Consider the following 235-nt stretch of genomic DNA (forward strand, 5'->3'; position numbering starts at 1 on the left):
TCCTTCCAGGCCGCCCTCCGGGCAAGCCAGATCAGATGTCACCTATCCGTGCGGCAGTCCCCTCCGACCGCGGACCAGGCGCTGTGGATTCTCGATATTTACGGCTTCGTCGTCGGTTCGCTGCTGATCGCGTTCGGCAATCTCGGTGACCGCTTCGGAAGGTTCAAGCTCCTTGAATCGCCCCGGGTTTGTTAGAGGCTCGCAAGTGCCGCGTCGGCGGGTGCCGGTGCGGGGT

1 protein-coding gene is annotated in these 235 nt (G+C 63.8%); it reads left to right on the forward strand.

Features of this window, described 5'->3' with window-relative positions:
• Positions 1 to 195 (forward strand): hypothetical protein (locus FSY66_RS12710; RefSeq protein ID WP_222115543.1); only part of this gene is annotated, 195 nt, incomplete at its 5' end.
• Between the last annotated feature and the right edge of the window lie 40 nt (positions 196 to 235).

Source organism: Kocuria palustris, assembly GCF_007666205.1.
Taxonomy (GTDB): Bacteria; Actinomycetota; Actinomycetes; order Actinomycetales; family Micrococcaceae; genus Kocuria; species Kocuria palustris_A.